The sequence below is a fragment of the Rhizobium mongolense subsp. loessense genome (assembly GCF_900099775.1).
GTDB classification, from domain to species: Bacteria; Pseudomonadota; Alphaproteobacteria; order Rhizobiales; family Rhizobiaceae; genus Rhizobium; species Rhizobium loessense.
Genome location: NZ_FMTM01000001.1, coordinates 18470 through 43183 on the forward strand (window position 1 = coordinate 18470; position 24714 = coordinate 43183).

The 24714-nt window shown below is 60.7% G+C and carries 26 protein-coding genes and 1 pseudogene; 11 read left to right on the top strand and 16 right to left on the bottom strand.

Annotation, left to right across the window (positions count from 1 at the left end):
* Positions 1-552: 552 nt before the first annotated feature.
* Complete coding sequence (locus BLP23_RS00105; RefSeq protein WP_092583034.1) at positions 553-3393, top strand: Rne/Rng family ribonuclease; 2841 nt, start codon at positions 553-555, stop codon at positions 3391-3393.
* A gap of 455 nt (positions 3394-3848) precedes the next feature.
* Here the strand turns inward: BLP23_RS00105 and BLP23_RS32950 are convergent, their stop codons facing one another.
* Positions 3849-4355 carry a hypothetical protein gene (locus BLP23_RS32950; RefSeq protein WP_139187022.1) on the bottom strand — a complete coding sequence of 169 codons (507 nt, stop codon included), beginning with the start codon at positions 4353-4355 and terminating at the stop codon, positions 3849-3851.
* Positions 4356-4396: 41 nt separating this feature from the next.
* Positions 4397-5554 carry a pyridoxal phosphate-dependent aminotransferase gene (locus BLP23_RS00115; RefSeq protein ID WP_092583036.1) on the bottom strand — a complete coding sequence of 386 codons (1158 nt, stop codon included), beginning with the start codon at positions 5552-5554 and terminating at the stop codon, positions 4397-4399.
* A 210-nt stretch (positions 5555-5764) separates the two neighbouring features.
* On the opposite strand from BLP23_RS00115, the gene BLP23_RS00120 reads away from it, so the two are divergent.
* The 5 genes from BLP23_RS00120 (at position 5765) to aat (ending at position 9579) form a co-directional block, all read left to right on the top strand.
* Entirely contained in the window at positions 5765-6523 is a 759-nt protein-coding gene (locus tag BLP23_RS00120) for a DsbA family protein (RefSeq protein WP_092583037.1), read from the top strand.
* Between the two features lie 144 nt (positions 6524-6667).
* Positions 6668-7105 (top strand): type II 3-dehydroquinate dehydratase, encoded by a 438-nt coding sequence (gene aroQ, locus BLP23_RS00125; RefSeq protein WP_092583038.1) that lies wholly within the window; start codon positions 6668-6670, stop codon positions 7103-7105.
* A 20-nt stretch (positions 7106-7125) separates the two neighbouring features.
* The gene (accB, locus tag BLP23_RS00130) at positions 7126-7602 is read left to right on the top strand and encodes an acetyl-CoA carboxylase biotin carboxyl carrier protein (protein ID WP_022714880.1); all 477 of its coding nucleotides are present in this window, start codon (positions 7126-7128) and stop codon (positions 7600-7602) included.
* 10 nt (positions 7603-7612) lie between these two features.
* The gene (gene accC / locus BLP23_RS00135; protein ID WP_074067497.1) at positions 7613-8959 is read left to right on the top strand and encodes an acetyl-CoA carboxylase biotin carboxylase subunit; all 1347 of its coding nucleotides are present in this window, start codon (positions 7613-7615) and stop codon (positions 8957-8959) included.
* A gap of 5 nt (positions 8960-8964) precedes the next feature.
* Positions 8965-9579, top strand: coding sequence for a leucyl/phenylalanyl-tRNA--protein transferase (aat, locus tag BLP23_RS00140; protein WP_092583039.1), 615 nt, complete (start codon positions 8965-8967; stop codon positions 9577-9579).
* Positions 9580-9779: 200 nt separating this feature from the next.
* On the opposite strand, the gene BLP23_RS00145 is transcribed toward aat, so the two are convergent.
* The 6 genes and pseudogenes from BLP23_RS00145 to BLP23_RS00170 form a co-directional block, all read right to left on the bottom strand.
* Positions 9780-10211, bottom strand: a complete 432-nt coding sequence (locus BLP23_RS00145) for a DUF2155 domain-containing protein (RefSeq protein WP_022714877.1) — start codon at positions 10209-10211, stop codon at positions 9780-9782.
* Positions 10212-10326: 115 nt separating this feature from the next.
* Positions 10327-10725, bottom strand: a complete 399-nt coding sequence (locus BLP23_RS00150; protein WP_092583040.1) for an NADH:ubiquinone oxidoreductase subunit NDUFA12 — start codon at positions 10723-10725, stop codon at positions 10327-10329.
* Between the two features lie 103 nt (positions 10726-10828).
* Positions 10829-10993 (bottom strand): annotated as a pseudogene (locus BLP23_RS00155) (GNAT family N-acetyltransferase); the annotation flags it as partial.
* Positions 10994-11063: 70 nt separating this feature from the next.
* Complete coding sequence (locus BLP23_RS00160) at positions 11064-11567, bottom strand: GNAT family N-acetyltransferase (protein ID WP_092583042.1); 504 nt, start codon at positions 11565-11567, stop codon at positions 11064-11066.
* Positions 11568-11572: 5 nt separating this feature from the next.
* Positions 11573-13075 carry an Asp-tRNA(Asn)/Glu-tRNA(Gln) amidotransferase subunit GatB gene (gatB, locus tag BLP23_RS00165; RefSeq protein WP_092583043.1) on the bottom strand — a complete coding sequence of 501 codons (1503 nt, stop codon included), beginning with the start codon at positions 13073-13075 and terminating at the stop codon, positions 11573-11575.
* A gap of 81 nt (positions 13076-13156) precedes the next feature.
* On the bottom strand, positions 13157-13672 hold the full coding sequence (locus tag BLP23_RS00170; RefSeq protein WP_092583044.1) for a GNAT family N-acetyltransferase: 516 nt from the start codon (positions 13670-13672) through the stop codon (positions 13157-13159).
* A 296-nt stretch (positions 13673-13968) separates the two neighbouring features.
* On the opposite strand from BLP23_RS00170, the gene BLP23_RS00175 reads away from it, so the two are divergent.
* On the top strand, positions 13969-14226 hold the full coding sequence (locus BLP23_RS00175; protein WP_092584196.1) for a YjhX family toxin: 258 nt from the start codon (positions 13969-13971) through the stop codon (positions 14224-14226).
* Positions 14227-14282: 56 nt separating this feature from the next.
* On the opposite strand, the gene BLP23_RS00180 is transcribed toward BLP23_RS00175, so the two are convergent.
* The 4 genes from BLP23_RS00180 to BLP23_RS00195 all read right to left on the bottom strand — a co-directional run bounded on the left by BLP23_RS00180 (position 14283) and on the right by BLP23_RS00195 (position 17485).
* Positions 14283-14558, bottom strand: a complete 276-nt coding sequence (locus BLP23_RS00180; RefSeq protein ID WP_092583045.1) for a hypothetical protein — start codon at positions 14556-14558, stop codon at positions 14283-14285.
* 330 nt (positions 14559-14888) lie between these two features.
* Positions 14889-16370 carry an Asp-tRNA(Asn)/Glu-tRNA(Gln) amidotransferase subunit GatA gene (gene gatA, locus BLP23_RS00185; RefSeq protein WP_092583046.1) on the bottom strand — a complete coding sequence of 494 codons (1482 nt, stop codon included), beginning with the start codon at positions 16368-16370 and terminating at the stop codon, positions 14889-14891.
* Positions 16371-16422: 52 nt separating this feature from the next.
* Positions 16423-16710, bottom strand: a complete 288-nt coding sequence (gene gatC, locus BLP23_RS00190; RefSeq protein ID WP_074067477.1) for an Asp-tRNA(Asn)/Glu-tRNA(Gln) amidotransferase subunit GatC — start codon at positions 16708-16710, stop codon at positions 16423-16425.
* Between the two features lie 70 nt (positions 16711-16780).
* Complete coding sequence (locus BLP23_RS00195; RefSeq protein WP_092583047.1) at positions 16781-17485, bottom strand: metal-dependent hydrolase; 705 nt, start codon at positions 17483-17485, stop codon at positions 16781-16783.
* Between the two features lie 109 nt (positions 17486-17594).
* Between BLP23_RS00195 and ruvX the strand changes: the two genes are divergently transcribed.
* Positions 17595-18083 carry a Holliday junction resolvase RuvX gene (gene ruvX, locus BLP23_RS00200; RefSeq protein ID WP_092583048.1) on the top strand — a complete coding sequence of 163 codons (489 nt, stop codon included), beginning with the start codon at positions 17595-17597 and terminating at the stop codon, positions 18081-18083.
* On the opposite strand, the gene BLP23_RS00205 is transcribed toward ruvX, so the two are convergent.
* From BLP23_RS00205 to BLP23_RS00215, 4 genes are all read right to left on the bottom strand, one after another.
* Complete coding sequence (locus tag BLP23_RS00205; RefSeq protein WP_092583049.1) at positions 18026-18352, bottom strand: DUF6105 family protein; 327 nt, start codon at positions 18350-18352, stop codon at positions 18026-18028. The genes ruvX and BLP23_RS00205 overlap by 58 nt on opposite strands.
* Positions 18349-18519: a transposase gene (locus tag BLP23_RS33510; protein ID WP_052451501.1), complete on the bottom strand. Its 171-nt coding sequence runs from the start codon at positions 18517-18519 to the stop codon at positions 18349-18351. Before BLP23_RS33510 ends, BLP23_RS00205 begins: the two co-directional genes overlap by 4 nt.
* A gap of 120 nt (positions 18520-18639) precedes the next feature.
* On the bottom strand, positions 18640-19299 hold the full coding sequence (locus tag BLP23_RS00210) for a TetR/AcrR family transcriptional regulator (protein WP_092583050.1): 660 nt from the start codon (positions 19297-19299) through the stop codon (positions 18640-18642).
* 359 nt (positions 19300-19658) lie between these two features.
* Complete coding sequence (locus BLP23_RS00215; RefSeq protein ID WP_092583051.1) at positions 19659-21308, bottom strand: acyl-CoA dehydrogenase family protein; 1650 nt, start codon at positions 21306-21308, stop codon at positions 19659-19661.
* A 178-nt stretch (positions 21309-21486) separates the two neighbouring features.
* On the opposite strand from BLP23_RS00215, the gene BLP23_RS00220 reads away from it, so the two are divergent.
* The 3 genes from BLP23_RS00220 (at position 21487) to plsY (ending at position 24510) form a co-directional block, all read left to right on the top strand.
* Positions 21487-22428, top strand: a complete 942-nt coding sequence (locus BLP23_RS00220; protein WP_092583052.1) for an aspartate carbamoyltransferase catalytic subunit — start codon at positions 21487-21489, stop codon at positions 22426-22428.
* On the top strand, positions 22425-23717 hold the full coding sequence (locus BLP23_RS00225) for a dihydroorotase (protein WP_092583053.1): 1293 nt from the start codon (positions 22425-22427) through the stop codon (positions 23715-23717). Before BLP23_RS00220 ends, BLP23_RS00225 begins: the two co-directional genes overlap by 4 nt.
* Positions 23718-23889: 172 nt before the next feature.
* Entirely contained in the window at positions 23890-24510 is a 621-nt protein-coding gene (gene plsY, locus BLP23_RS00230) for a glycerol-3-phosphate 1-O-acyltransferase PlsY (RefSeq protein WP_092583054.1), read from the top strand.
* The last annotated feature ends 204 nt before the right edge of the window (positions 24511-24714 follow it).

A 24714-nucleotide genomic window follows, 5' to 3' on the forward strand; every position in this document is an offset into this window, starting at 1 on the left:
GCCGCTGCCGAATCAGGACCGCTAATTCCCCCATTGTCTATGCGTTTCGAAATCCATCAATATTATGGCGCATTTGGCTTTTCCCTTGCTATTGTGACAGAGAAACCATACAACGATTTTCAGGTTAGAAAGTGTTGACGGGATAGAGTCGCCGCGCGGCTGCCAACCCCACGAGGACCTGGCGCCACAACCGGCAATCGTCCGCCGTCTTACGCGCTTCTCTCCACGGTAAACTGGATCCTGAATTTTCCGGCGTATGCGGAAACTTCATCGGTGGATAGCCACCAAACGCTCTGAGGAGCAAACTCATCGGACCCCAAGGGGTCTTAAGTATTGTCGATCTCGCTTGGTCATAATGGTTTCGCAGCAGGTTTTATCCAAAGTCTACAGGCCCCGGGAGAATGATTTCCCCGCTGTTGCCTGGCTGCTGCTGTCCCGCCCGAACCAAGCGCGACTTTCATTATCCGGCGCACCCACGTTCGACCGCATGCCCCCTGTTATCAATACAGGCGGGAATACGCGTCTGCGGCTGCGCCGAGGAGCACACCTTACATGGCAGACAAAATGCTTATCGACGCGTCTCACGAGGAAGAGACACGTGTCGTTGTCGTTCGCGGGAACCGTATAGAAGAATTTGACTTCGAGTCGCAGCACAAGAAGCAGATACGCGGCAACATCTATCTCGCTAAAGTAACGAGAGTCGAACCCTCGCTGCAGGCCGCTTTCGTCGATTATGGCGGCAACCGGCACGGCTTCCTGGCGTTTGCCGAAATCCATCCCGACTATTACCAGATCCCGCTGGCCGACCGTCAGGCTCTGCTTCGCGCCGAGGCCGAGGAGCACCGCCGCGACGACGATGTCGAGCATGTCGAAACCGCGCCAGTGAGCGACCTGTCGACCCAGGATCAGCCCGACATCGGCATCGTGGAGAAGCAGGAGCCGGCCGCCGAAGAGGTTTCCGAAGACGCCGCTCCGGTTGAAGCAAGCGCTCCGGCCGCCGAAGAGGCTCCGGCCAAGAAGGCCAAGCCGCGCCGCAGCCGCAAGAAGCCCGTCCAAACCACCGCAACCGAAGATGCCGTCCCGACCGATGTCGAAGCACCTTCCGCCTCCGTCGTCGACAATGATGACGAAGGCCCTGTCGGCGGCAGCATCGCTGCGGCTGTCGAGACCGACTCGATCTCCGAAGACGTCGATTCCCGCCGCCGCGGCAATGACGACGATGACGACGACGACCACGAAGAGGAAGTGATCGAATCCGTCGGTGCCGAAGATGCGATGGAAGAGGTTCCGGACCGCGTGCAGCGCAAGCCGCGCAAGCAGTACCGCATTCAGGAAGTCATCAAGCGCCGCCAGATCCTGCTTGTGCAGGTCGCCAAGGAAGAGCGCGGCAACAAGGGCGCGGCGCTCACCACCTATCTCTCGCTCGCAGGCCGCTACTCGGTTCTGATGCCGAACACGGCTCGCGGCGGCGGCATTTCCCGGAAGATCACCAATCCGCAGGACCGCAAGCGTCTCAAGGAAATCGCCCGGATGCTCGAAGTCCCGCAGGGCATGGGCGTGATCCTGCGCACGGCGGGCGCCAACCGCACCAAGGTCGAGGTCAAGCGCGACTTCGAATATCTGATGCGCCTTTGGGAAAACGTCCGCACGCTGACGCTCGCATCCACCGCCCCCTGCCTCGTCTACGAGGAAGGTTCGCTCATCAAGCGCTCGATCCGCGACCTCTACAACAAGGACATCAGCGAGATCATCGTTTCCGGCGAGGAAGGCTATCGTGAAGCGAAAGACTTCATGAAGATGCTGATGCCGAGCCACGCCAAGGTCGTTCAACCCTACCGCGACATCCATCCGATCTTCTCGCGCTCCGGCATCGAGGCGCAGCTCGACCGCATGCTGCAGCCGCAGGTGACGCTGAAGTCCGGCGGCTACCTGATCATGAACCAGACGGAAGCGCTCGTTTCGATCGACGTCAACTCCGGCCGCTCGACGCGTGAACATTCGATCGAGGACACCGCACTCCAGACGAATCTCGAGGCTGCCGATGAAGTCGCCCGCCAGCTTCGCCTGCGTGACCTTGCCGGTCTTATCGTCATCGACTTCATCGACATGGAAGAGAAGCGCAACAACCGCGCCGTCGAGAAGAAGCTGAAGGAATGCCTGAAGAACGACCGTGCCCGCATCCAGGTCGGCCGCATCTCGCATTTCGGCCTGCTTGAAATGTCCCGCCAGCGCATCCGCGCTTCCGTGCTTGAATCCACGACCCAGGTCTGCTCGCATTGCGGCGGTACCGGCCATGTGCGCTCGCAGTCCTCCGTCGCGCTGCATGTGCTGCGCGGCATCGAGGAATACCTGCTGAAGAACACGACGCACGACATCACCGTGCGCACCACGCCGGAAATCGCGCTCTACCTGCTCAACCACAAGCGCCAGTCGATCGTCGATTATGAAACCCGCTTCGGCGTCGCGATTGTCGTCGATGCCGATAGCGCGGTCGGCTCGCAGCATTTCGCGATCGATCGCGGCGAACCGGTCGAAAATCCGGTCAAGATCGAAACCCTCTTCAACTTCGCAGCCATCCCTGACGATGACGACGAAGATATCGTCATCGAGACGGAGGAGGAAGAAGACGAGGAACTTGAAGAAAGGCCCGCAGCCCCCGAGCGCGCGCCCCAGCTGCGCGCTGAAGGTGATGGCGAAGGCGGCCGGAAGCGCAAGCGCCGCCGCCGCCGCCGTGGCCGCAATGGTGCCGGTGAGCAGATCGCCGCCCAGGATACCGTTTCCGGCGAAACCGGCAACGAGGATGAAGGCGACGAGGAGGGTAGCGAGGGCGATGATACAGCCGCCGCAGCAGCAACCTCCGAAACGGGAGCTGAAAGCGAAGAATCCCAGCGCCGCAAACGCCGCCGCCGCGGCAAACGTGGCGGGCGTCGCAACCGGGAGGAAGGCGAAGAAGTAAGCGCCGGCGCTGAAGCCGTCGACGAAAACGTCGCTGATGCCGGGGATGAGGCCGAAACGCAGGCTGAAATCGTCGAGGCCATTGCTGAAGAAGCCGGCGATGGCCTGCCGGCGATGGCAGCCGTCGAGGCCGGCGCTTTTGTCACTGAAGCAAAGCCCGCCAAGGGTCGCAGCCGCCGCAAGACCGCCGCGTCTCCCGTCGAAGAACCGGTTGCCGAAGCCCTACCTGCGGAAGCGGAAGCCGAAACGGCCGAAGCCTCCGCCGATCTCGCGATCCCGGCAGAGGACGAAGCCAAGCCGGTCCGCGCCAACCGCGAATCAAACATCTCCTCTTCGGCGACCCCGACGGTCAAATCCACGCGTAGCGAGCCCGCCGAGGCCGACAATGACGGCAAGCCGAAAAAAGCCGGCTGGTGGCAACGCCGCGGCTTCTTCTGAGAAGCCGATCCAGGATCATGAAGCCACAATCCGGCTGCGGCAATGCGGCCGGATTTTTTTATCTGCTCGTCCGGTTGCACGAACGATGTCGCGACAGGCTCTGGCGAGGTCTGGCCGCTTTATGATTGTCAACATCCGCCACGCCCCACGCGCAAAACGCATCCTGTCTGAAAGTGATTCCATCTATTTGGCCATTTCGGCTTTTGGCGTTTACAGTATTTGTATTGGCCTATCCCCTTTCATTCGTGCTGCCACAGCAAATGGGCTGGGAGAACGGTTCGTTCAAAAACCTGCAAGTGGCCGCCTGTGCCGTCGGATTCGTGCAAGCAGGTATCTTGGCCTCACGGACGAGCGGAGCTTGGAAGGCATTATGGATTTCTCTAATGCCGGTTTGGTTCATTCTCGTCGCTCGCGAATTGAGCCGGGCTGCCGTCTTCCATGCGCCGACACATTTTTCAGAACACGCTCCCATGTATCAAGCCAGCAGGCTGCTTTGGTACAGCGATGCCGTTACGCCGATCGCGGCTGCGCTGCTGCTGTTTTCGCTTATAATGGTGATTAGAGGTCGGGTTTGGAGGCTCCTGCCGGCTGTTCAAGGCACTAACCAGTTGCCAATTCTCGAATGCGTGATGGCCGGTGCGGGCGTTATTCTCATGACTGCCGCCGAGCATCATATGGGGATGTCGCTGGATGCGATCGTGGGCGACGGGCAGATATTCGAAGAAGCCGTTGAGCTTGCAGCGAGCTTGTTCCTCCTGACCGCACAGCAGCGAGTTCGGATGGGCGGCGGGTGCGTCCGGCCACCCTATTGTCAACACCAGCTTGGCATTAATGGGCGACCTGGCATGGCGTCTCGACGCCCGAAAAGCCATATACTTCACTTCAACGCGGTAAATTCCAGCGCCCCGTCCGAGTGGAACGCGAGACCAGGATTGCGAATATTTTGATTCAAGTACTTTCAAGAATCCTTTCGAAATCCTCGACAAGCATCGGAAATCAGACTCTATTTTAGCCAGACGGCAATGCGCTCCACCGCCTCGGCGATCTCGGCCTCGGAGCCCGCATAGGACATGCGCATCGTCCGGTTTCCCTCCATGGGATCGAAGTCGAAGCCGGGCGTGGCGGCGACATCGATTTCCGCCAGCATGCGCTTGGCGAGGGCCATGCTGTCATTGGTGAAGCGGGTGACGTCGACATAGGCATAGAAGGCGCCGTCCATGGGCGAAGCGATCGAAAGCCCGATCTCGGGAAGACGCCGTATCAGGAAATCGCGGTTCCTGGCATAGCTTGCCCTATAGACATCGAGCTCCACCGTTGCGTTGAGCGCCGCCGTCGCAGCGATCTGGGAAAGCTCCGGCGGCGAGATGTAGAGGCTTTGCGCCACGCGCTCGATCGGCCGGACCAGACGCTCCGGCAGCACCATCCAGCCGATGCGCCAGCCGGTCATGCAATAGTATTTCGAGAAGGAGTTGATGACGATCGCCTCGCCGGTTAGCTCCAACGCACTCGTCTCCTCGCCGGCGAATGTCAGCCCGTGGTAGATTTCGTCGGAGATGAAGGCGATCGAGTTGGCGGCGCAATAATCGGCGAGCGCCTTCAGCGCTTCCCTGCCCGTCACCGTGCCCGTCGGATTGGCCGGGCTTGCGAGCAGCACGCCTTTCAGCCTGACGCCGCCTTCTCGCTGCGCCGCCTCCAGGCTTTCCGGCGTCAGCGTGAAATGCGTCTCGGCCGTCACCGGCACTTCAATAATTTTCAAGCCGAGCGCGCCGAGGATGTTGCGATAGGCCGGATAGCCGGGCCTGGCGATCGCCACCGCATCGCCGGCATCGAAGAGCGAAAGAAAGGCAAGGTTGAAACCTGCAGACGAGCCGGTGGTGACGGCGATCCGCAGCGGGTCTATGTCAAGTCCGTGGCGGTCGCGGTAATGCGCAGCGAGCGCTTGCTTCAGCCGTGCGGTGCCGAGTGCGTCGGTATAGCCGATCCTGCCCTTGACGAGCGCTGCGCGTGCCGCATCGAGCGCTGCCTGCGGGGCTGGATGGGAAGGCTGGCCGACCGCCATTGAAATGACAGGATGACCGCTTGCGCGCCGTCTGGTCGCCTCGGCGAGCACGTCCATGGCGTGGAAGGGTTCGACTTCGCTGCGTCTCGATATGGAAAACAAGGCTGCATAACTCCGGAAGTTCACTTGCGGCCAGACAATTGCCGCAATAATCGGGTCATCACAATCCCGCGATTGCGTCGCGCCTGCGAAAAATCCTGTTTGAGGACGGGACCATGCGCCGTAATTTGGTGCTTCACAGTTCTACCTGTTAACACGGCGATGATAAGATGCAGCAAATATCGCGCCCCATCCGCCGTAGACGAGGATAAAATGACCTTCTTCCCGAAAGCCTTCACCGCCCTTGCGCTCGCAGCGAGCGTTGCCCTGCCCCTTCCGGCGGCAGCCCTCGACGACGCGCAGAAGAAGGAGTTCGGCGAGTTCATCAAGGAATACCTGATCCAGAACCCCGAGATCATGATTGATGTTCAAAATGCCCTGCAGAAGAAACAGGAAGAGGCTCGCCTCGTGAAAGCCAACAGGGCGATCGAAGACAACGAGAAGGAAATCTTCGACGCGAAATACGACGCGGCCATCGGCAATCCGAAGGGCGATGTGACGATCGTCGAGTTCTTCGACTACAATTGCGGTTATTGCCGCCACGCTCTTTCCGACATGCAGACCATGCTCGAAAAAGACAAGAACGTCCGTTTCGTGCTGAAGGAACTTCCGATCCTCGGGCCGGAATCGGCTGCCGCTCACAAGGTCTCGGGCGCCTTCCGCAAGCTGGCGCCTGAAAAATACGGCGAGTTCCACATCGCCCTGCTGGGCAGCGGTGGACGGGCTGATGAGGAAAAGGCTCTCGGCGTTGCGGAATCGCTCGGCGTCAGCAAGGAGCAGATCATCGCGGAGATGAAGAAGAGCCCGAGTGATGAGAGCGTTCAGAAGACCTATCAGCTTGCCCAGAACCTCGGCATCACCGGCACGCCGTCCTACGTGATCGGCAACGAGCTGGTGCAGGGGGCAGTCGGCTTCGAGGACCTTGAGGCCAAGGTCAAGAACATGCGCACCTGCGGCAAGACGAGCTGCTGAGGCCCCGCCCATCAATTCGCCAAAATCCAAGTGTTTCAGCCATGTGGACAAATATGGCACGATTCCGGCTGCCTTCCCCAAAGGGCTTTCAATCAAGGCATGGGGAGTCTATAGGTGGCCCTCGTGCTTTTGACGGAACATTCGATGACGCAAACCATTTTCGTCCTGAACGGACCTAACCTGAACTTGCTGGGCACCAGAGAGCCCGGCATATACGGCGGAAAGACGCTCACGGATATCGAGACGGATTGCAAGGCGGCGGGCAGCGAGCTCGGCTTGGAGATCGACTTCCGCCAGAGCAATCATGAAGGTGTCCTCATCGACTGGCTCCACGAGGCAAACGACAAAGCGGCGGGCGTCATGCTCAATGCCGGCGCCTATACGCATACCTCGCTCGCACTGCACGATGCAATCCGCGCTATTTCCATTCCGGTGGTAGAACTCCATATCACCAACGTTCACGCTCGCGAAGAATTTCGCCACAAGTCGTTGATTGCGCCCGCTGTGAAGGGTGTCATCTGCGGTTTTGGCCCCCATAGCTATATCCTGGCGCTCCACGCGCTGAAGAACCTCACGGCATAAGAAGAAGACAGGGCACACTCATGGCTGAGACGAAAAAAGGTATCGATCAGGCGCTGATCCGCGATCTCGCAAACATCCTCAACGACACGGACCTGACGGAGATCGAGGTCGAGCAGGACGATCTGCGTATCCGCGTCTCGCGCGCCGGCAACACGCATTATGTCCAGGCGCCGATTGGTGTTCCTGCCTATGCTGCAGCCGCTTCTTCCGCAGCCGCACCGCAGCCTGCTCCCGCTGCTCCGGCCGCCGCAGTGCGTAACCCGGCCAACACCGTCAACGCGCCGATGGTCGGAACTGTCTACATGGCTCCAGCTCCCGGCGCCCGTGCCTTCATCGAAGTCGGCGCAACCGTCAAGGAAGGCCAAACGCTTCTCATCATCGAAGCAATGAAGACGATGAACCAGATCCCATCTCCGAAGTCCGGTAAGGTCACGGAGATCCTCGTCGAGGATGGTCAGCCAGTCGAATACGGCCAACTTCTCGTCGTCATCGAATAAGGCGGGCGTCATGGTCTCCAAAATCCTCATAGCCAATCGCGGGGAAATCGCGCTGCGCGTGCTGCGCGCCTGCAAGGAGCTCGGCATTCCCTGCGTTGTGGTTCATTCCACCGCCGATGCCGATGCCATGCATGTGCGCCTTGCCGACGAGAGCGTCTGCATTGGCCCGCCGCCCTCGCGCGATAGCTATCTGAACATCCATCAGATCGTTGCCGCCTGCGAAATTACCGGTGCGGATGCCGTGCATCCGGGTTATGGCTTCCTTTCGGAAAATGCCAAGTTCGCGGATATCCTCGATGCCCACGACATCACCTTCATCGGTCCGACGGCAGACCATATCCGCATCATGGGCGACAAGATCACCGCAAAGACGACCGCGCTGGAACTCGGCATCCCGGTTGTTCCAGGCTCGGACGGCGAAGTGAAGACCGAGGAAGATGCGATCAAGACGGCAGCCCTGATCGGCTATCCGGTGCTCATCAAGGCAACGGCAGGCGGCGGCGGCCGCGGCATGAAGGTCGCGAAATCCGAGGCCGACCTCATCGAGGCTTGGTCGACGGCACGCGCGGAAGCGGCGGCGGCCTTCGGAAACGACGCCGTCTACATGGAAAAGTACCTCGGCAAGCCGCGCCACATCGAAATCCAGGTGTTTGGCGATGGTGAAGGCAATGCGATCCACCTTGGCGAACGTGACTGCTCGCTGCAGCGCCGTCACCAAAAGGTCTGGGAAGAGGCAAACTCTCCGGCGCTCAACGTCGAGCAGCGCATGAAGATCGGCCAGATCTGCGCCGACGCGATGAAGAAGTTGAAGTATCGCGGCGCCGGCACGATCGAATTCCTCTACGAAAACGGCGAATTCTATTTCATCGAAATGAACACCCGCCTGCAGGTGGAGCATCCGATCACCGAAGCGATCACCGGGATCGATCTCGTGCACGAGCAGATCCGCGTCGCCTCCGGCCGCGGCCTCTCCGTCACCCAGGAAGAGGTCACCTTCGAGGGTCACGCCATCGAATGCCGCATCAATGCCGAGGACCCGCGCACTTTCGTGCCTTCGCCCGGCACGATCACGCATTTTCATGCGCCGGGCGGCCTCGGTGTGCGCATCGATAGCGGCGCCTATCAGGGCTACAAGATCCCGCCCTACTATGATAGCCTCATCGGCAAGCTCATCGTGCATGGACGTACCCGCGTCGAATGCATGATGCGTCTGCGCCGTGCTCTCGACGAATTCGTCGTCGACGGCATCAAGACGACGCTTCCACTGTTCCAGGATCTCGTGTCCAATCAGGATATCGCCAACGGCGACTATGATATCCACTGGCTGGAACACTACCTGGCCAACCATCCGGCATAACGGAAATGGCAGGCTCGCGCAGGAAGTCCCCAGGCATTACCCCGGAGATTCTCCTGCGCGCCTATTCCATCGGCCTCTTCCCGATGGCCGAATCCGCCGACGACCCGGAAATTTTCTGGGTCGAGCCGGAGCTTCGCGGCGTGCTGCCGCTCGACAACTTCCATGTCTCGAAAAGCCTTGCGAAGACTGTTCGCAGGCAGCCCTTCGATATCCGCTTTGATCATGATTTCGACGCGGTGATCGCGGCCTGTGCCGAGGCGACCTCCGACCGGCCGAGCACCTGGATAAACCATACGATCAGATCACTCTATTCGACGCTCCACACCATGGGCCATGCCCATTCCGTCGAAGCATGGCACGACGATCAATTGGTTGGCGGCCTCTATGGCGTCTCGCTCGGTTCCGCGTTCTTCGGCGAAAGCATGTTCTCCCGCCGCACCGACGCCTCGAAAATCTGTCTCGTTCATCTGGTCGCGCGACTGCGCGACAGGGATTTCACCCTGCTCGACACGCAATTCACCACCGAGCATCTGAAGACCTTCGGCGCCATCGACGTGCCCAAGGACGACTATGCGGTCATGCTCGCCGCGGCGATGGATTCACCGCACCTGAAGTTTTGAGGGCTGCGGCAAAGCGTCTTTACCGCGCCCGCCCCGCCCTCCTAGGGTCGCTTCGCTCCCGCCTGAGCGTGAGGGCCTCTCACGCGTCGGCGCTTGGCAAATATCGGTGCTGCCCCAACCTCATCCTTGTACGTTGCCGATCGTGTAGCATGCGATTGTGCGACGGGGATGGCCACGACGCCGCTATATGAAATGGGACGTTACTTCGCCGCGCCTTCGGGCGCGGGCACCTCGGACTGCGCCTTGCAGTCCTTCAGCCAGACGTCGTAAATCGGGTGTTCGACAGCGTTGAGGCCGGGGCTGTCTGCGAACATCCAGCCGGTGAAGATGCGGCGGATCTTTCGGTCGAGGGTGATCTCGTCGACTTCGACGAAACCGTCGATCTTCTGGGCTTCCGCCTGATCGCGCGAATAGCAGGCTTTCGGCGTAACCTGAAGTGCGCCGAACTGCACGGTCTCGTTGACATAGACATCGAAGGTGGTGATGCGGCCGGTGATTTTGTCGAGGCCGGAGAAGACGGCAACGGGATTGTCGATGCGTGCGGCAGACGCCGCCTGCGGCAAGAAGGAAGATCCAAGCGCCAGGGCAAACCCGGCAGCACGCAGGACATGATTCCGCGTGAAAAGCTTCATATCTACCCGTCTCCAGCGCATTTCAGATCACGACCGCAGCTCCTGCGACCAACCTGCGGGTAAAGGTCAATTGTGGCCAAAAGCGGGGCCGGACGGCTCGCTTGGCAGAGCGATATCAGTTGCCGGGCGTCCAGGCGTCGTAGTCGCCGGTCACCCGCGGGCGTTCGCCGGCAACGGCAAGCGAACCCGGCGGGCGGTAAGCCTGCGCAGAGCCGGTGAGGTTGGGACGGTGCGCCTTCTGCCATTCCTTGGAAACGTAGTTTTCCTTCGACGGCGGAACATCGGTGCGGTGGTGCATCCAGCCGTGCCAGCCCGGGGGGATGGCGGAGGCTTCGGCATATCCCTTGTAGATCACCCAGCGCTTCGGGAGGCCGTAGGAGGACATGCCGCCTTCATAGTAGACGTTGCCGAATTCATCCTCACCGACGCGCTTGCCGAAACGCCAGGTCGCAAAACGCGTGCCCAACGTCTGGCCGTTCCACCAGGTGAAGATCTGCAAAAGAAGGTTCTTCATGTCTTTTCCTTGTGCTTGCCGAAGGCGAGCGGGACTGGAATTCGTTCCTTCGCTTATGCCGCCGGAACGCTTGATTGTCCAGCGATTCCCATCGAGCGAAACCTCATTTCAGGGCCATCTTGAAGCCCAAATGCGACAGCTTGAAACCGAGGCACTCGTAGAAACGGTGCGCATACCGGCGCTTGGCGTGGAAGATCAATTGCACATGCAAAAGGCCGCGGCCTTTTGCCTCGCTGACGTAGAATTCGATCATCTGCTGACCGTTGCCGCACATGTCGCCGTCTGAAAGGCCGCCTTGGCGCGCTTCGCGGATCTCAACTTTGGCCATCGTTGCAGGTTCAACGGGTTTCGAGCGGCTTTTCGAGGATCAGCGTCGCGATCCCGGATTGGCCCGGTCCGTCGTTTTCGTTGCGGCCGGCATCGGTAAATCCGTGTGCGTGATAAAAGGCGATCGCCTTTTCGTTCCTTGGTTCGACCTCAAGACGCATTATCTCTGCATCCGGAAAGCAGGTCTCGAGCTCGGCAAAGATTTCGCGTCCGATGCCCTGGCGATGAAGCTGCGGCCGCACGTAAAGCAGATGCAGCATAACCGTCTTCGTCATCTCGTCCGACATGGCGGCATAGCCTATGCCGCCCACGGCCTTGCCGTTGTCGGCGACGAGGAATTCCGCGTTCTTGTTCGCCAGCCGCGCCTGGAGGGCTGCCGGAGAAAACAGGTGCGCGATCAGCTCGCTCACCTTCGCCTCGCCGTAGAGATCGGCATAAGCGGAACGAAACGCCTCAACCAGCAGGGCGCGGACCTTGTCGAGGTCCCGCTCGCTTGCCGTGCGCACGAAATACACGGTCCTTACTCCTCGATTCCGAGCTTGGCCTTGACCAGCGCCTGGACGGCCTGCGGATTGGCCTTGCCGCCGGTTGCCTTCATCACCTGGCCGACGAACCAGCCAGCAAGCGTTGGCTTTGCCTGAACCTTGGCCACCTGATCCGGGTTGGCGGCAATGATCTCGTCGACGGCCTTTTCGATGGCGCCGGTATCGGTCACCTGTTTCATGCCGCGGGCTTCGACGATCTCAACCGGATCGCCGCCTTCGTTGAGCACGATCTCGAAAAGATCCTTGGCAATCTTGCCGGAGATGGTCTCGGCCTTGATGAGATCGATGATCGCGCCCAGCTGAGCCGGCGAAACCGGCGTCTCCTCGATGTCCTTGCCGGTCCTGTTCAAGGCGCCGAGCAGGTCGTTGATGACCCAGTTTGCAGCCGTCTTGCCGTCTCGGCCTTCGGCCACGGCTTCGAAATAATCGGCAATCGCCTTTTCGGAGACCAGCACCGAAGCGTCGTAGACCGAAAGGCCGAGTTCTCGGACGAAGCGCTCCTTCTTGTCGTCCGGCAGCTCCGGCAGGTGGGCCGCAAGATCATTGATGAAGCCATCGTCGAATTCGAGCGGTAGCAGGTCCGGATCGGGGAAGTAGCGATAATCATGCGCTTCTTCCTTGGAACGCATGGAGCGCGTTTCGCCCTTGTTCGCGTCGAACAGGCGGGTTTCCTGATCGATCGTACCGCCGTCCTCCAGGATGCCAATCTGGCGGCGGGCTTCATACTCGATCGCCTGGCCGATAAAGCGGATGGAGTTGACGTTCTTGATCTCGCAGCGCGTGCCGAAGGGCTCGCCGGGGCGGCGGACGGAGACGTTGACGTCGGCGCGCATCGAGCCTTCGTCCATGTTGCCGTCGCAGGTGCCGAGATACCGCACGATCGAACGCAGCTTCGTCATGTAGGCCTTTGCCTCGTCCGACGAGCGCATGTCGGGCTTAGAGACGATTTCCATCAGCGCGACGCCGGAGCGGTTGAGGTCGACGTAGGACATCGTCGCATGCTGATCGTGCATCGACTTGCCGGCATCCTGTTCCAGATGCAGGCGCTCGATGCCGATCTCGATATCCTCGAACTGGCCTTGGCGGTCAGGACCAAGCGAAATGACGATCGTGCCCTCGCCGACGATCGGATCCTTGTACTGCGAGATCTGATAGCCCTGTGGCAGGTCGGGATAGAAATAGTTCTTGCGGTCGAAGACCGACCGCTTGTTGATCTGAGCCTTCAGACCGAGGCCGGTGCGCACCGCCTGCTTGACGCATTCCTCGTTGATGACCGGCAGCATGCCGGGCATGGCGGCATCGACGAGCGAGACATTCGAATTCTGCGGCTTGCCGAATTCCGTCGAGGCGCCGGAGAAGAGCTTCGCATTCGACAGCACCTGCGCATGGACTTCCATGCCGATGATGACTTCCCAATCGCCGGTGGCGCCGGGAATGAAGCGTTTCGGATCAGGCGTGCGAACGTCGACAATGGTCATTTGATGCTCTTTGGAGGCTGTTCTTTTCAACTGGTGAGGTAACGGAAATGGTCTGCCGGTGCAAGGCTTTCGGCGCGACAGTCAGAAGCTAGAGCCGGGCCCGTAGCTGCCCTCGCCTTCGGTTTCGAGGTCCTTCGCCAATCCGACCGATGGTACGTCGCGGTCGAGCTTCGGATTATAGGCGATTGAAAGCCAGTGGATGGCGTAACCGTGCTTCTGGAAAAAGCTGATCGCCTCGGTATTTCCCGAATGCGTCTGCATTGCCGCCTTCGCGAAACCCTGCTCGGCTATGTCCTTTTCGATCTCTTCGAGAAGCGCAGAGCCGAGGCCCTGGCGGGTATGGGCCGGATCGATCCAGAAATCGGATATTATCTCGTCCAGGTATTCGCGCGCCGCCCAGCCGGCAACCATTCCGTTGAGCTCGATCACCGTGATCGTCAGCCATGTGCCTTGCGTAAAATTGACGAAGGCACTGCGCGCCGCATCCAGCAGCGCGTCCGACTCGCCCATTGCCGTCATCGCCTTTTGCCAGGCTCTGAGGCCGATCTCACTCAAAAGGTCCGCTTCGCCCTCGCGGGCATTGCGAATGTGGATCAATGGCACCTCCGCTCAACGCTTTCAGTAGAACACCGAATCGCTGGTTTTTCCAATGATTTGCGCGCTCGCGCCATCGTTGTCAGTCGATTTTCGGAAGCCCGGCGCCTGCTTGACCTCCTGTTCGAGGCGAGCTACCAAGTCCTTATGTTGAGCCATTCTCAGACCCGGTAAAGGCCCTGCCTGCAAGCTTGCTTGCACGCATGGGCCAGAAAAAAACGAAGCCCCGACGTTCGCCTCGAACGCCGGATCGTTTTTTTACGCGCATTTTTTTGCGCGAAGACCGGATCAACATTCAAATGGACATTTCCCGCACGGAGCAGCGCATCCTGCACCTGTTGGCCCAGGGAGGCCGCATCGAAATCACCCGCGACGAAAAGAAAAAGATCGAAAAACTGCAGCTCTATACCCGCGAAGGCTGGGTATTCTCCGGCCTTGACCTGATCACCTTCCGCAAACTCAAGAAGAAGAAGGCGATCAAATCTTCGAGCGGTATGCCCTACCGCATCACGGAGCGCGGCTTGGTGCTGGTAAGAGCCGAGCAGGATAATCGATAGTTTCGCAGCATCATCCAAGCCGCGTGTCGTGATCAGCGCGCGGCCTGGGGGCGATGTCAGAGCTGCGCCGAAAGCTCGGCCTTCATCGCCGACCACTCTTCAGCCACGGTACCGGCTGCGCGCTTCTTACCTGCGCGTCGGTACCAGTAATCAGCATTCCAGTCGTCGCCTTCGATGCGATGGCAAAGGCCATGACCCCAGTCGAAGGGCTTTTCACCCTCGTGGGCCTGGCAGATTTCGTGCACGGCCTGCCAGTCTGCGCCCATGTGAAAACCGCCGACGGCGAGACGATCGAATGCCTGGATCAACGGCGCGAGATCTGTCTTGTCCATGAAACCTCCTCGCGCCGCAGCTATTGACGACTGAACACCCGCAAGATGGATCTTATCTGGAAGGATACCAAGGCTCAAATCCCGTTCTCCGGACCGCTCGCAAAGGCAGATTGCGCCCTGGTTTGGTGACGCCCGTCGAAGGCGAGATCGATCCAATATGCCGGAATATACTCAGGCTCGCCCTCGCGGGCGAAAGAGCCTAACCCCCTGCCCTCTAGCTCCGCGACTGCGGCCTCGCCCTTGGCCATGACAGGATAGGCGGGGGTGTCTTGCAAGCGGCTTCGATGGCATCGGGATCATAATCGTCTTGCTTGCAGATGATGAGCCCCGTTACCACCACTTTGCCGGCGTGAACCTGCCCGCAGCCTGTTCGATGACATGCGCGGTCTTGAAGAGGGTCTCTTCGTCGAAGGCTTTGCCGATGAGCTGGAGGCCGAGCGGCAGGCCTTTGTGGTCGAGGCCGGCAGGAACGGCGATGCCCGGGAGGCCTGCCATGTTGACCGTCACGGTGAAGATGTCGTTCAAGTACATCTTCACCGGGTCGGAGGCGAGGTTCTCGTCGGCGATGCCGAAGGCCGAGGACGGGGTGGCGGGCGTCAGGATAGCGTCGACTCCGGCGTCGAAGGCGAGTTCGAAGTCGCGCTTGATCAGCGTGCGGACCTTCTGGGCACGCAGGTAATAGGCGTCGTAGTAACCGGCCGACAGCACGTAGGTGCCGATCATGATGCGGCGCTTGACTTCCTTGCCGAAGCCCGCGGCGCGGGTCTTCTCGTACATGTCGACGATATCCTTGCCGTCGACGCGCAAGCCGTAGCGTACGCCGTCGTAGCGGGCGAGGTTCGAGGAGGCTTCGGCCGGAGCCACGATGTAATAGGCCGGGAGCGCGTATTTGGTATGCGGCAGCGAGATGTTGACGATCTCGGCGCCGGCGTCCTTCAGCCAAGCGATACCCTGCTGCCAGAGGGTCTCGATTTCTTCCGGCATGCCGTCGACGCGGTATTCGTTCGGAATGCCAATCTTCATGCCCTTCAGCGACTTGCCGAGCGAGGCTTCGTAATCCGGCACCGGCAGGTCGACGGAGGTCGTATCCTTAGCATCGACACTTGCCATCGACTTCAAGAGGATCGCGGCATCGCGCACGTCGCGGGCGATCGGGCCGGCCTGATCGAGCGAGGATGCGAAGGCAACCGTGCCCCAGCGCGAGCAGCGGCCATAGGTCGGCTTGATGCCGACGGTGCCGGTGAAGGCGGCCGGCTGGCGGATCGAACCGCCGGTATCGGTGGCAGTCGCGCCGGCGCAAAGATGGGCCGCAACGGCCGCCGCCGAGCCGCCGGAAGAGCCCCCCGGGACGAGCTGCTGGTTCGAGCCCGCCGCACGCCACGGATTGATGACCGCGCCATAGTGCGAGGTCTCGTTGGAGGAGCCCATGGCGAACTCGTCCATGTTCAGCTTTCCGAGCATCACGGCGCCGTCGTCCCAAAGGTTCTGGGTGACCGTCGATTCGTAGCGCGGCTCGAAGCCGTCGAGGATGTGGCTGCAGGCCTGGGTGTGGACGCCAACGGTCGCAAAGAGGTCCTTGATGCCGAGGGGAATTCCTTCGAGATCGCCGGCCCGGCCCGCGGCGATGCGCTCGTCGGATTTCTTCGCCATGACGCGGGCGAGATCGGGCGTGACTTTGATATAGGCGTTCAGCCGGCCATTGGCCGCATCGATAGCCGAAATATAGGCTTCCGTCAGTTCGGTCGCGGTGATCTCCTTGGCGCGCAGCTTCTCGCGGGATTCGGCAATGGTCAGGCTGGTGAGTTCGCTCATCGTGTTCGCTCGGATTTTTGAATTGGCAACGGGGTCGGAAAAAGCGCTGGGCTTATTCGACGACTTTCGGCACCAGGAAGAAATTGTGGTCGCTGACCGGCGCATTGGCGACGATGTCCTCGGCCTTGCTGCCGTCGGTGACCTCGTCCTTCCGCTTTTTCATCGCCATCGGCGTGACGGACGTCATCGGCTCGACGCCTTCGACATTCACCTCGGAAAGCTGCTCGACGAAACCGAGGATGCCATTCAGCTCGCCGACCATGCGATTTGCCTCTTCTTCCGAAACGGCAATACGGGCAAGGTGCGCAACGCGCTTAACGGTGGCAAGATCGACGGACATGGCATTCTCCGAATGGGAAATTTCCCACCCGCTATAAAGGCCATATCCGCCCAGTGCAACGGCGTTTTCTTTAGATGGACAGCATCTCGCCCTGCTTCGGTGTCGTCACCTGCGTCTTCGAGCCTTCCATGCCGGAGACGAATTTTTCCGGCGTCTGGTCGATGATCGGGAAGGTGCCGTAGTGGCAGGGGATTGCGGTCTTGAAGTTGAAGTAACGCCGGCACGCGAGTGCTGCGACGGCACCGCCCATGGTGAAGCGGTCGCCGATCGGCACGATTCCGATGTCCGGCTGGTGCAGTTCATTGAGGAGCGCCATGTCGGAGAAGATGTCGGTATCGCCCATATGGAGCAGGCTCGCCTCGTCGTCGAAATGCAGCATCAGGCCGTTCGCATTGCCGAGCGAATGGGAGACGCCGTCCTCGGTGATCTGGGCGGAGGAGTGTAGCGCGTTGGTGAAGGTGGCGGTGAAACTTCCGAGCGAAACCGTGCCGCCCGTGTTGCCCACCTCGATGTTCTCGACGCCTTTGGAGCCGAGCCAGGCGGCGAGATCTGCATTGGCGAGCACAATGGCTCCCGTCTCGCGGGCAAGCGAAATCGTATCGCCGACATGGTCGCCATGGCCGTGCGTCAGGAGGATATGGGTGATGCCGCTCGCAACCTGCTTAATGTCCTGACCGGCGAAGGACGGGTTGTGGGTGAGGAACGGGTCGATCAGTATCTTTGCCGCATTCGTCTCGATGCGGAAGGCGGAATGGCCGAGCCAGGTGATCTTCATAAAATCGCTCCTTAATACGTGATGCGGAATTGGATGCTAAGGACATATCCGGTATGGCCACAAAGAAAAGCGGCCAATGCTTCAATTTCTTTTGACGGGATGAACGACGATGACGGTGCTGACGATCGAGGAACTGGCGGCTGTGTTGCGGTCCGGACAGGCGATCGCCGGGCTTGATCTTGGCACAAAGACGATCGGCCTTGCGATGTCCGATCTCGGTCGGCGCTTCGCAACGCCGCGGCCGGTCATCAAACGGCAGAAATTCACGATTGACGCCGAAGTGCTGCTTGCTTTTGCCGCGGAGGAAAACGTATCCGGTTTCGTCATCGGGCTGCCGATGAACATGGATGGCTCGGCCGGTCCGCGCGTTCAGGCGACGAGAGCCTTCGTGCGCAACATGGAGCAAAAGACGGCCCTGCCTTTTGTCTATTGGGACGAGCGGCTTTCGACGGTTGCGGCGGAACGGGCGCTGATCGAGATGGATGTATCACGCGCCAAACGTGCCGGGCGGATCGATTCGGCCGCCGCCAGCTTCATTCTTCAGGGGGCCCTGGACAGGCTCTCGCTGCTCGCCAGATCGGACGATCTCGAGGCCTGACGCGCTTTCCACCAGGCAATGAGCTTCCTGCGCTTGCGAACGCCTATGATGGCGAAGACAATGAGGCTGTCGACAGCGATCGCGCGCGCAACAAGCGGCGGGATGGTTTCCGGCGGTACGCCGAGTACATTGCCGTAAATCTGGAAGGTCAGGTCATGAACCTGGCGCGTCAGCATGAAGATGCCGAAGTTCATGTCGTAGTAAGAAAGCCAGTACCAGCCGCCCAGAAAGGCGATAGGTCCCAACCAAAAGACCAGGAACCACTTCATGCGGCCTCCCCTTCCTGCCGGCTCAAAGACGCGTCGGGAGTGACCGCCCATGTCGATAGTGCCATGACGCTCAAAACCAGTGCAGGCACGGCGATATCCAGCGCAAGCACCGCAAAAAACATCATCGCGGCAAAGAGCAGCATGGCTTTGGCAGCTTTGGTTCCCATGATTCCGCCAGCTAAGTTTTAGACTGCCGATACCCTGTCCCGTTAACCCGCAGGGTGCAATGTAAACCATTCGTTAAGGTTAACGGGTAGGGCGCCGCCTGTGGATGACACGGAGCCGCGTCAGCCATAAACGCCGCGAACGATACGCTTCAAAGCGGTTGCGGCTTTTTCCCAATCCTTGGCGGTCTTCAGCGCAAGGCCCGCACACTGGCCGCCTGCCGAGGCCGAGAGTACGAGATGCTGGATCGCGGCAATGAGAATTGCGTTGACGGCGGCGGCATCGACGCCCTTCGGCGGCGCCAGCGAGCCCTTCATGCGCTCCAGCCATTGCGACAGCGCCTTCGAGCGGGATTCGGCAAGCCGCCTCACCTGCTCCGTATTCTCGGAGACTTCCCAGGCGACGATGCGGCGCATCAGCGGGTCGTCGCGAAGCGCCTCGAGGAAAAGCAACGCCAGGCGCTCCATGAGATCGCCGTAGGTGAGGAGAAACATGCCGCCGGTATCTTCCGGAATGCGGTCCCTGACCCAGGTGCCGAGATCGGAGCCGATCGCTTCGACAAGGCCGTTCAGGCCGCCATAATATCGATAGATCAGCTGCTTGTCGCATCCGGCCCGGCGGGCAACCGCGTTAATGCCGAAATTCTGGAACCCCTCCTCCGAGAGCAGCGCCTTGGCCGCCCTGAGGATCGCCTTTTCGGTCGCACCGCGGTCGCGGACGCGCTTTTCGGCTTCGCTTGCTGCCTGCGGAAGAGCTTCAAGAACCGCAAATTCATTCAACATATCGGATCGCCCAGCCTGTCACTATGCGGTGAGTAGCGAAGCCTTTGCTTGCCGACAATGGGCGGGCCTGGAAAGCCTGGGGATATTGTTTGAAATGGACGAAATGGGTAATCCGGCCAAATATCCACATGCGGGTCAACATCAGAACCAATGTGGACTTTGACGACGAGCTAAGAGGGCAGGCAATGCGCCTCAAGGCTTGCTGACGAAGAAGCGCCCGCCGAGGAAGCCCTGCAAGACCATCCGGCGCCGGCACAGCGCAAAGCTATGGAGAGCCCTGGGTGCGGTCACAGCCTGCTGCATCACAATCGCGACGTCGAACCCATGCGCAAGCACCTTTGGCCGCGCGCTATCTCGCCCTAACCTGCCGGCGGATAGAGCAGGTCCACGATGTAGGTCGCGTCGAAGCGCGAATCGAGCATGCCGTAGGTCGCGCGCCAGCCGCCTGCGAGGCGAGTTTCGATGAAGGCGTCGGCGATGCGGCCGGCACCGAGGCGGTAGAGCTCGGCAGCGGCGGCGGCGAGCGCAAGCTGTTCGACCAGCAGACGGGCCGCGCCCTCGTCCCGTTCGCAGAGCGCCATCGCGGCGCGAAGGACGTCAATCGTCTTCTTGCCGGCCGGGCCGAGATCGCGGGCAAGGCCGGTGAACACCGTTTCGAAGAGATCCTTGCCGCGCGTCAGCACACGCAGCACATCGAGCGCCATCACGTTACCGGAGCCTTCCCAGATGGCGTTGACCGGGGCTTCGCGGTAGTGGCGGGCGATCGGGCGCTCCTCGATGTAGCCGCTGCCGCCGATGCATTCCATCGCCTCATAGATCAGCGCGGGCGCGATCTTGCAGCACCAGTATTTCGCAACCGGCGTCATGACGCGGGCGTAGGCAGCCTCTTCCGCATTGCCGCGGGCCTTGTCGAAAGCATCCGCGAGGCGGAAGGACAAAGCCGTTGCGGCCGCGACGTCGAGCGCCATATCGGCCAGCACGCGGGTCATGATCGGCTGGTTGACGAGCATCTTGCCGAAGACGCTACGGCCGCGGGTGTGGTGCACGGCCTCAGCAAGCGAGGCACGCATGATGCCCGACGAGGCAAGCGCGCAGTCAAGACGCGTCAACGTCACCATGTCGAGGATCGTGCGGATGCCTGCATCCGGGCCGCCAAGGAGGAAGCCGAAGGTGTCGCTGAACTCGACTTCGGAGGAGGCGTTCGAGCGGTTGCCGACCTTGTCCTTGAGGCGCTGGAATTTCAGGCCATTGGCCGAACCGTCTTCCAGCAGGCGCGGAACCAGGAAGCAGCCCATGCCCTCCTTCGTCTTTGCCAACATGATAAAGGCATCGCTCATCGGCGCCGACATGAACCATTTGTGGCCCGACAGGCGGTAAATTCCTTCGCTGACCTTTTCGGCCGTGCTTTTGTTGGAGCGGACGTCGGTGCCGCCCTGCTTCTCGGTCATGCCCATGCCGATTGTCACGGCAGACTTCTGCATGGCGGGCTTGTTCGACGAATCATATTTGCGCGAGAGGATCTTCGGCGCCCAATCCTTCTGCACGGCAGGCGAAGCGGACAGTGCTGCAACCGAAGCGCTCGTCATCGTCAGCGGGCAAAGGTGGCCGGATTCGAGCTGGGCAGTCAGGTAAAAGCGGGCCGCACGGATCTTGTGCGCCTGATCCTTTGCGTCGGCATCGGCCTGTGGATCCCAGACTGAGGAATGCAGACCGACGGACATCGAGCGGCGCATCAGTGCATGCCATGCCGGGTGAAACTCGACGACATCTAGGCGCTCGCCGCGCGGGCCATGCGTGCGAAGCTGCGGCGCGCCCTGGTTTGCCATGCGCGCCAGCTCCTGCGCCTCCGGCGAGGTCACGTAGCGGCCCATGTTTTCCAGGTCCTCGCGCGTGACGCGCGGCAGCGCCGCCGTCAGGTCGACGATCAGCGGATCGGACCGGTAGGCATTGATGCCGGACCAGAGACTTGGCTGGTTCAGCTCGGCGAGTTTTTCTTCAGCGGATGTCATGAGTCGCTTCTAGTGCAAGAGGCAGGCAAAGGGAAAGCGGAAGTTCGAGCTTTTCCGCTTCAGCTCTAGCGGATTTACGACAAAATTGCATGGGGACGTAAGCCTTTGTCCGCAGCACATGCTTGCCCCTCACCGCGCCACTCATTATAGAGCGCGTGACACAGCAAGAGGCAGGTTCATGGTCTTCTTTCCCCACCGCCACCTCATCGGCATAAAAGGTCTCACGGAGCAGGATATCACCTACCTGCTCGACAAGGCGGATGAGGCCGTCAAGATCAGCCGGCAGCGCGAGAAGAAGACATCGACCCTTCGCGGCCTGACGCAGATCAACCTCTTCTTCGAAGCCTCGACACGGACGCAAGCCTCCTTCGAACTCGCCGGAAAGCGCCTCGGCGCCGACGTCATGAATATGTCGGTCGGCAATTCCTCGGTGAAGAAAGGCGAAACGCTGATCGATACGGCGATGACGCTGAATGCGATGCGGCCGGACGTGCTGGTGATCCGCCATTCGAGCGCCGGTGCCGCCGCACTCCTGGCGCAAAAAGTCTCCTGCTCGGTGGTCAATGCCGGCGACGGACAGCACGAGCATCCGACGCAAGCGCTGCTCGACGCGCTGACGATCCGCCGCGCCAAGGGGAGGCTGTCGCGCATCATCGTGGCGATCTGCGGCGACGTGCTCCATTCGCGGGTGGCGCGCTCGAACATCCTGCTTCTGAATGCCATGGGCGCGCGGGTCCGTGTCGTCGCACCGGCCACGCTGCTTCCGGCCGGCATCGCGCAGATGGGCGTCGAGGTCTTCCACTCGATGAAGGAAGGGCTGAAGGACGCCGATGTGGTTATGATGCTGCGCCTCCAGCGCGAGCGGATGTCCGGCGCATTCGTGCCTTCGGTGCGGGAATATTTCCATTTCTATGGGCTTGATGCGGAAACTCTGAAAGCTGCCAAGGACGACGCGCTGGTGATGCATCCGGGACCGATGAACCGCGGGGTGGAAATCTCATCCGAAGTGGCGGATGGACCGCAGAGCGTGATTGCCGAGCAGGTGGAGATGGGGGTCGCAGTGCGCATGGCGGTGATGGAGACTTTGCTTGTGTCTCAGAACCGGGGGCCGCGGGCATGACGAACTCGATCGTTCTCAAGAATGTTCGCATCATCGATCCTTCGCGCAATCTCGATGAGATCGGCACGATCATCGTCAAGGACGGCATGATTGCGGCAGCCGGAAAGGATGCGCAGAACCAGGGGGGCCCTGAAGGTGCCACGGTTCGCGACTGCAACGGCCTCGTCGCAACGCCGGGCCTGGTCGATGCATGCGTCAACATTGGCGAGCCAGGCGCCGAACACCGCGAGACGATCGCCTCGGCGAGCCGGGCGGCGGCCGCAGGAGGCGTCACCTCGATCATCATGATGCCAGACACCGATCCTGTCATCGATGACATCGCGTTGGTCGAATTCGTCAAGAAAACGGCGAGGGACACGGCGCTCGTCAACATCTATCCGGCTGCGGCGATCACCAAGCATCTGGCCGGCGAGGAGATGACCGAGATCGGCCTGCTGATGGAAGCCGGCGCCGTGGCCTTTACAGACGGCCGTTCCAGCGTTCACGACACGCAGGTGCTGCGGCGGGTGATGACCTATGCGAGGGAATTCGGCGCCGTCATCTCCTGCGAGACCCGAGACAAGTATCTCGGCGCCACCGGCGTCATGCATGAAGGATTGCTTGCCAGCTGGCTCGGTCTCGGAGGCATTCCGAAGGAAGCGGAACTCATTCCTCTTGAACGAGACCTTCGCATCGCACAGCTGACGCGCGGCACGTATCATGCGGCGATGATCTCGGTACCGGAGTCGGTCGAGGCGATCGAGCTTGCGAAGAGCCGCGGCGCCAAGGTGACCTGCGGCATCTCGATCAACAACCTGACGCTTAACGAAAACGACATCGGCGAGTACCGTACCTTCTTCAAACTCTATCCGCCGCTGCGCTCCGAAGACGACCGCGTGGCGATGGTGGATGCGCTGGCGAGAGGCGCAATCGACATCATTGTTTCTTCGCATGATCCGCAGGATGTCGATACCAAACGTCTGCCTTTCGGCGAAGCGGCTGATGGCGCAGTGGGTCTTGAGACCATGCTTGCTGCGGCCCTGCGCCTCTACCACTCCGGCCAGGTGGGTCTGATGCGGCTGATCGATGCGATGTCGACGCGTCCTGCGCAGATCTTCGGCCTGAAAGCCGGCACGCTAAAGCCGGGTGCCAAAGCCGATATCGCGCTGATCGATCTCGACGAGCCTTGGCTTGTCTCGGAAGACATGCTTCTGTCGCGCTCGAAGAATACGCCTTTCGAGGATGCGCGCTTCAGCGGACGGGCTGTCGCGACCTATGTCGCGGGCAAGCTGGTTTACGGGTTGGAATAAAGTGGGAGTTGCCCCTCCCGCCCCGCCCGGCACCTTCTCCCCGCAGGCGTGGAAGGTCACTCGCGGCGGCGTTTTGTCTTCGCAAGGGGTGCGCTGTGCAGGTCCCCTCGCCCCGCTTGCGGGGAGAGGGTTAAATGAGGAGTAAGTCCATTGGACGAAAGGGATGGAGTAAATGATCTCTGACTTGATGACCTGGCAGATCACACTGCCGCTGGCGCTCGCGGCGGCCGTCATCGGCTACCTGCTAGGCTCCATCCCCTTCGGTCTCATCCTGACGCAGGCGGCGGGCCTCGGCGATGTGCGAAGCATCGGCTCCGGCAATATCGGCGCGACCAATGTGCTGCGCACCGGCAACAAGAAGCTTGCGGCTGCGACCCTGTTGCTCGATGCGTTGAAGGCGTCGGCCGCAGCCTGGATCGTGGGTTATTTCCTTGGTGAGGAAGCCGGCATCATTGCCGGCTTCTTTGCCTTCATCGGCCACCTATTCCCCGTCTGGATCGGGTTCAAGGGCGGCAAAGGCGTTGCCACCTATATCGGCACGCTGCTTGGCGTCGCGCCGATCATGGTTCTGCTTTTCGGCGCCGTATGGCTCGCGGTTGCCTTTACGACCCGTTACTCCTCGTTGTCGGCGCTGGTTGCGATGCTTGTCGTCCCGGTTGCATTGTGGATATTAGGGGCCGAGAAGATTGCAGCCGTCATGGCCGTTATGTCGGTCATCTCCTATTACAAGCACAAGGCCAACATTTCCCGCCTCATGAGTGGGACGGAGAGCAAGATCGGGGCAAAAGGATAACGTGGACGTGGCAACCGGCATCCCGGCTGCCTCATTTCCCTTGCGATACCGATTGAGCTTCCTACATGCGGTTGTGAAGCTCGCCGGCCTCGACACGGGCCATCTCGACCATGCAGCACGCCATAATCCACCTCTTCCTTCTCGGCGACCTGACGCGACCCGGTGAGCATCTGGCGGGTCGATGCGATGTAATTCCAGAAAGGC